General features: G+C 47.7%; 2 protein-coding genes. One reads left to right on the top strand and one right to left on the bottom strand.

The window, feature by feature from the left end:
* The first annotated feature begins 116 nt into the window (after window positions 1-116).
* Window positions 117-1,301 carry an MFS transporter gene (locus ABYP33_RS19070; protein ID WP_373084773.1) on the top strand — a complete coding sequence of 395 codons (1,185 nt, stop codon included), beginning with the start codon at window positions 117-119 and terminating at the stop codon, window positions 1,299-1,301.
* Between the two features lie 36 nt (window positions 1,302-1,337).
* Here the strand turns inward: ABYP33_RS19070 and ABYP33_RS19075 are convergent.
* Window positions 1,338-1,575: PhnE/PtxC family ABC transporter permease (locus ABYP33_RS19075; protein WP_373092925.1), on the bottom strand; the 238-nt coding region annotated here is incomplete at its 5' end.

A 1,575-nucleotide genomic window follows, 5' to 3' on the forward strand; every position in this document is an offset into this window, starting at 1 on the left:
CCAAGGTTATAAAAAGCGGTAGCTCGATCACTGATCGCAGCCTTACGTCGGCAATATTTTCGGCGTGAGGCTGAAATATTGGCCGGGCGTAAATACTCATAAGATTAAGGCGCTTTATGGCTAAGCCAAAACTTTGGACGCGGGACTTTATTCTCGTTGCATTAATCAATTTCTTATTAATTGTCATATTTTATTTATTGGCAGTGGTAATTGGTTTATATGCAATTCAGAATTTGGGCGCTAGCGTGAGTCAGTCTGGCTTAGTGGTAGGTATATTTGTCATTGGTGTTTTTAGCGGCCGGCTCGCGGTAGGGCAATTTATTGACCGGCTGGGGCGCAAGCGGAGCATGCTTGCCGGTCTTGTGCTAGCGACCATTGCGGTTGCCTTTTATTACGTCGAAGCGGGTATCGGGTTTTTAATTACCAACCGATTTCTCCACGGTGCAGCTATCGGTATAGCTGCAACAGCAGCGGCAACAATGGTGGTAGACCTCATCCCAATGTCGCGCCGAGGCGAAGGCATTGGCTATTTTAGTATGAGCAGTTCCCTCGCCACTGCAGTCGGGCCATTTATCGGCATTTATATGATGCACAATGCCGATTTTGCTGCGATTGTGGCTCTCTGTATTACGCTTGGTGCTGTTTGCCTTGTTGTGGCGCTGATGCTGCGCGTGCCAGAAAATCAAACACAAGCGCCTGGTAGCAAGCCGCTTGGCTTTTCGATATATCGCCTGCTAGACCGTAAAGTGGTACCCGTCTGCTTGGTGGTATTTTTAAGCGGCCTGTCTTTTTCAAGTTTGGTTTCTTATCTCAATGCCTATGCACTGGAGCGTGATCTTAGCGACGCGGCCAGCCTGTATTTTTTGGTGTACGCCATCACCCTGCTCGCCTCTAGGCCCTTTAGTGGTCGGATCATGGATAAGTGGGGGGCGAATATTATTATGTATCCAGGTTTTGTTTTGTTCGCGGTGGGCTTGGCGCTGTTGGGCATCGCTGACACGCCAGTACTGCTATTGTCGTCTGCCTGCCTAGTTGGTTTAGGCTTTGGCAATATGCAGTCATGTAGTCAGGCCATTGTCGTTAAAATGGTTGAGCCTGCGCGAATGGGTATCGCAACGTCGACATTTTTTATATTTGTCGATGCCGGTATAGGCTTTGGTCCGTATTTTCTCGGATTAATTATTGCTTATACCGGGTATAGCGATCTTTATATTATGCTCGGCGGCTTGTCGTTAATCTGTATGCTACTTTATTACTTTGTGCACGGCCGTCATGATTATAAGTTGCTGGCGAGTAAGTAATTTCAATGCTCTATAGAATAAACAATGGAACCGGTTTTATAGGGTTTCCGGCGTGGTGTTTAAATGCAGGCGTTTGCGTAGCCAGTGGGCTAAACCGTCGACCCCCATATTGAGAAAAGCGGCGCAGCCAATTAGCAGCATGGCGCGGTCAAAGCGAAATTCCTCAAAGGCTGAGTCAATATAAAAGCCGAGGGTGCCAATACCCAAAATACCGAGTATGGCGGTTTCCCGCATGATGACTTCCCAGCGATAAAGTAAAAGTGCCAGAAACTGC

The organism is Zhongshania sp., assembly GCF_041584495.1.
In the GTDB taxonomy this organism is placed as follows: domain Bacteria; phylum Pseudomonadota; class Gammaproteobacteria; order Pseudomonadales; family Spongiibacteraceae; genus Spongiibacter.

Coding starts and splice junctions, on each gene's coding strand:
- ABYP33_RS19070 (WP_373084773.1), top strand. CDS start 117: ATGGCTAAGCCAAAACTTTGGACGCGGGACTTTATTCTCGTTGCATTA.